Origin of the sequence: Cereibacter johrii, assembly GCF_001720585.1 — a bacterium.
In the GTDB taxonomy this organism is placed as follows: domain Bacteria; phylum Pseudomonadota; class Alphaproteobacteria; order Rhodobacterales; family Rhodobacteraceae; genus Cereibacter_A; species Cereibacter_A johrii.
In genome coordinates, this window is the sequence record NZ_MABH01000215.1 from 1 (window position 1) to 3,991 (window position 3,991).

The 3,991-nt window shown below is 72.0% G+C and carries 4 protein-coding genes; 3 read left to right on the top strand and 1 reads right to left on the bottom strand.

Annotated features, from left to right (window positions below):
- Window positions 1-152: 152 nt before the first annotated feature.
- From trpA to A9O63_RS18235, 3 genes are all read left to right on the top strand, one after another.
- Window positions 153-944: a tryptophan synthase subunit alpha gene (gene trpA / locus A9O63_RS18225; protein WP_069333189.1), complete on the top strand. Its 792-nt coding sequence runs from the start codon at window positions 153-155 to the stop codon at window positions 942-944.
- A gap of 67 nt (window positions 945-1,011) precedes the next feature.
- Window positions 1,012-2,112, top strand: coding sequence for an HPP family protein (locus A9O63_RS18230; RefSeq protein ID WP_069333190.1), 1,101 nt, complete (start codon window positions 1,012-1,014; stop codon window positions 2,110-2,112).
- Between the two features lie 400 nt (window positions 2,113-2,512).
- Complete coding sequence (locus tag A9O63_RS18235; protein WP_069333191.1) at window positions 2,513-3,676, top strand: alpha-hydroxy acid oxidase; 1,164 nt, start codon at window positions 2,513-2,515, stop codon at window positions 3,674-3,676.
- Between the two features lie 4 nt (window positions 3,677-3,680).
- On the opposite strand, the gene A9O63_RS18240 is transcribed toward A9O63_RS18235, so the two are convergent.
- Window positions 3,681-3,991 (bottom strand): MFS transporter (locus A9O63_RS18240; RefSeq protein WP_141703121.1); only part of this gene is annotated, 311 nt, incomplete at its 5' end.

Consider the following 3,991-nt stretch of genomic DNA (forward strand, 5'->3'; position numbering starts at 1 on the left):
CCCCGTCGCGGGCCGGATCCGCGGATTGGGCGCGGGGCAGGGGTGCTTCCGCCGCCTCGCCCGCACCGTGGAGCGGGGTGCGGGGCCTTCCGCCCATTGATTTTCCCGCGCCGCTGACGCAAACCGGCAACCGACACGGAGAGGGCAGGGCAATGACGCGGATCGACGACACCTTCCGGCGGCTTCGGGCCGAGGGGAAGAAGGCCTTCGTGGCCTATATCATGGCGGGCGATCCCGATGTCGAGACGTCGCTTGCCGTGATGCGGGGCCTGCCGCAGGCGGGCGTGGACATCATCGAGCTGGGCATGCCCTTCACCGATCCGATGGCCGACGGCCCGACGATCCAGACGGCCGGCCAGCGCGCCCTCGAGGGCGGCCAGACGCTGAGCAGGACGCTCGAGATGGTGCGTGCCTTCCGCGCGGAGAATGCCGAGACGCCCATCGTGCTGATGGGTTACTACAATCCGATCTATGCGCGCGGCGTCGCGCCCTTCCTCGCCGAGGCGACGGAGGCCGGGATCGACGGGCTGATCGTCGTGGACCTGCCGCCCGAGGAGGATGGCGAGCTCTGCCTGCCCGCGCAGGCGGCGGGGCTGAACTTCATCCGGCTCGCGACCCCCACCACCGACAGCCGCCGCCTGCCCAAGGTGCTGCAGAACACCTCGGGCTTCGTCTACTACGTCTCGATCACCGGCATCACCGGCGCGGCGGCCGCGAAGGCGGTGGACGTGGCGCCCGAAGTGGCGCGCATCAAGGCTGCGACGGATCTGCCGGTCATCGTGGGCTTCGGCATCACCACCCCCGAGGCCGCGCAGGACATCGCGGGCATCGCCGACGGCTGCGTGGTGGGCTCGGCGATCGTGAAGCTCGTGAGCGAGGGCCGGCCGGTGGCCGAGGTGCTGGACCGGGTGGCGTCGCTCGCGGCGGGCGCCCACGCGGCCTGAGGAGGGCCGGGCCCGGAGCGGGGCCGGAACGGGCCCGAAGCGGGACTGTGCGGGACGGGAGAGGCATGTGACGGGCGAGGCGGACGACAGCCGGCTGGCGCGGCTGGCAAGGGCGCTCGGGCCGGCAATTCCGGCCATTCCCCCGCGCGAGGCGGTGCGCGCCTCGGCCGGGGTGGCGCTGGCGCTGGGTCTGCTCGCGGCCTTCGTGCTGCCGCCCCATATCGATCTCGCCCATGGCTTCTATCTGGTCGGTCCGCTCGCCGCCTCGGCGGCGCTGCTCTTCGCGATGCCGAACAGCCCGCTCGCGCAGCCCTGGTCGGTGCTGGTGGGCAATGTGGCCTCGGCGCTCGCGGCGGTGGCGGTGCTGCATCTGGTGCCCGGGCCGGTCCTGGGCCTTGCGCTGGCGGTGGGGGCGGCGATCCTTGCGATGATGGGGCTGCGCGCGCTCCACCCGCCCGGGGCGGCGGTGGCGATGACGGCGGCGCTCAATCCCGATGCCACGCGCGAGCTCGGCTATCACTTCGCGCTGGCCCCCGTGGGGCTCGGGACCGCGGCGCTGGTGCTGCTGGCCTTCCTCTATGCGCGGCTGACGGGGCGGGTCTATCCGATGCGCCAGCCGCACGGGCCGAACCGCTTCGGCACCCGCGACCGCCCCGCCCCGCAACGGCTCGGGCTTGGTGCCGAGGAGCTGGAGGCCATCCTGCGGGCGAACCGGCAGCAGGCGAACCTCGGGCCCGAGGATCTCTCGCGCCTGATCGCCGCGGCCGAGCAGCAGGCGGCGGGCCAAAGGCTGGGCGCCATCCGCTGCGCGGACCTGATGGCGCGCGATCTGGTGACCGTCGCGCCCGAGACGCCCGTGACCGAGGTGGCGCAGATCTTCCGCCAGCACCGCTTCACCTCGGTGCCGGTGACGGAGGGCGCGCGGATGGTGGGGCTGATCTTCCAGATCCATCTGATCGGCGCTCCGGCCGGGGCCGAGGCGGCCGATGTGATGGAGCGCGAGGTGCCGCGGGTGGAGCCCGAGACCCGGGCGGGCGCTCTTCTGCCGATTCTCGGCGAGGGGCGGATGGATGCGATCCCGGTGGTGGAGGAGGACCGGCTGGTCGGGATCGTGACCCGCACCGACCTCGTGGCGGCGCTGGCGGCCCGGCTCGGAAGCCGGGACTGACCGGCCGGGGGTGATCGGCCGGGACTGACCGGCCGGGGGTGCCGCCCGCGGGGGCATCGAACCCCCGCAGGCGGCGTTGCCACGGACCGGCCGGACCGGGCGACGCCGTTTCGGCGCGGGGATAGCCCCGGGCGCTGACCCCCAAGGGCACCGGCCTCTTCAGCATTGTTCCTGCGCGGGGATGGTCCCGGCCCTTCCGATCCCGTTCGAGGCTGTCGCTGCCGGGGCCGCGCGGGGTCTGCGCGCCCGGCCCTGCCTTCCGCCCTGCGGCAGCGCACGCCGCCCCGGCGGGGCCGCCGCCGGACGCCGATCGGGGAAAGCCGCCTCGATCCCGCTCCCGGTTGATCTGGCCTCGCTGGACCGGTAAGGAAACATGACCAGTTCCAGCCCGGAGACCGCCATGCCCGTCATCACCTGCATCGAGGACCTGAAGCGGATGCACCGCCGGCGGGCGCCCCGCATGTTCTTCGACTATTGCGAGTCGGGCAGCTACACCGAGCAGACCTTCCGCGACAATTGCTCGGATTTCCAGAAGATCCGCCTCCGGCAGAAGGTCGCGGTGGACATGCTCGGCCGCTCGACCCGGTCCGAGATGATCGGCGAGCCGGTGGCCATGCCGGTGGCGCTCGCGCCGGTGGGCATGACCGGGATGCAATGCGCCGATGGCGAGATCAAGGCGGCGCGCGCGGCCGAGGCCTTCGGCGTGCCCTACACGCTCTCCACCATGTCGATCTGCTCGGTCGAGGATGTGGCCGCGGCCACGACGAAACCCTTCTGGTTCCAGCTCTATGTGATGAAGGACGAGGAATTCGTCGACGGGATGCTCGAGCGGGTGAAGAAGGCGGGCTGCTCGGCGCTGGTGCTGACGCTCGACCTGCAGATCCTCGGCCAGCGCCACAAGGATCTGAGGAACGGCCTCTCGGCGCCGCCGAAGATGACGCTGCCGGTGATGCTCGACCTCGCGACCAAATGGGGCTGGGGGCTCGAGATGCTGAAGACCCAGCGCCGCAGCTTCGGCAACATCGTGGGCCATGCCAAGGGCGTGGGCGACACGTCGAGCCTTGCGAGCTGGACGGCCGAGCAGTTCGATCCGCAGCTCGACTGGGGCAAGATCGCCCGGCTGCGCGACAAATGGGGCGGCAAGCTGATCCTGAAGGGCATTCTCGACGAGGAGGATGCGCGCCGCGCCGCCGACTTCGGCGCCGATGCGATCATCGTCTCGAACCATGGCGGGCGCCAGCTGGACGGGGCTTTGTCCTCGATCCGCATGCTGCCGCCGATCGTGCGGGCGGTGGGCGATCAGGTCGAGATCCACATGGATGGCGGCATCCGCTCGGGGCAGGATGTGCTGAAGGCGCTGGCGATGGGCGCGAAGGGCACCTTCATCGGCCGCTCCTACATCTACGGGCTGGGTGCCATGGGCGAGGCGGGCGTGCGGCGCGCGCTCGAGGTGATCTGGAAGGAGCTCGACATCTCGATGGCGCTCTGCGGCGAGAAGGATGTGAAGGCGCTGGGGCCGCACAACCTGCTGGTGCCCGAGGATTTCGAGGGCCGCTGGGCCTGAGCCTTCAGCCGCGCCGGGCCATGAGCGGGGCGAGGACGAGGACCGACAGGAGCGCCAGAGCCGCGAAGGCGAAGGCCGCGCGCAGGCCGAAGGCCGCGGCGAGGAAGCCCAGCGTCGGCGGGCCGAAGAAATAGCCGAGGTAGCCGAGGAACGTCGCGCGGGCCACCGCGCGCGCCCGGGCCTCGGGGCGGGCGGCCTGTCCCACCATCGAGAAGGCGGTGGGCGCGATCACCGAAGCGCCGAGGCCCATGATGACGAAGCCTGCATAGGCCATGGCGGGGCTGAGCGCGAAGGCCGCGACCAGCGCGCCCAGCC

Excerpts from the sequence above, each read along its gene's own strand:
- trpA (WP_069333189.1), top strand. The coding sequence starts at position 153 with ATGACGCGGATCGACGACACCTTCCGGCGGCTTCGGGCCGAGGGGAAG.
- A9O63_RS18235 (WP_069333191.1), top strand. The coding sequence starts at position 2,513 with ATGCCCGTCATCACCTGCATCGAGGACCTGAAGCGGATGCACCGCCGG.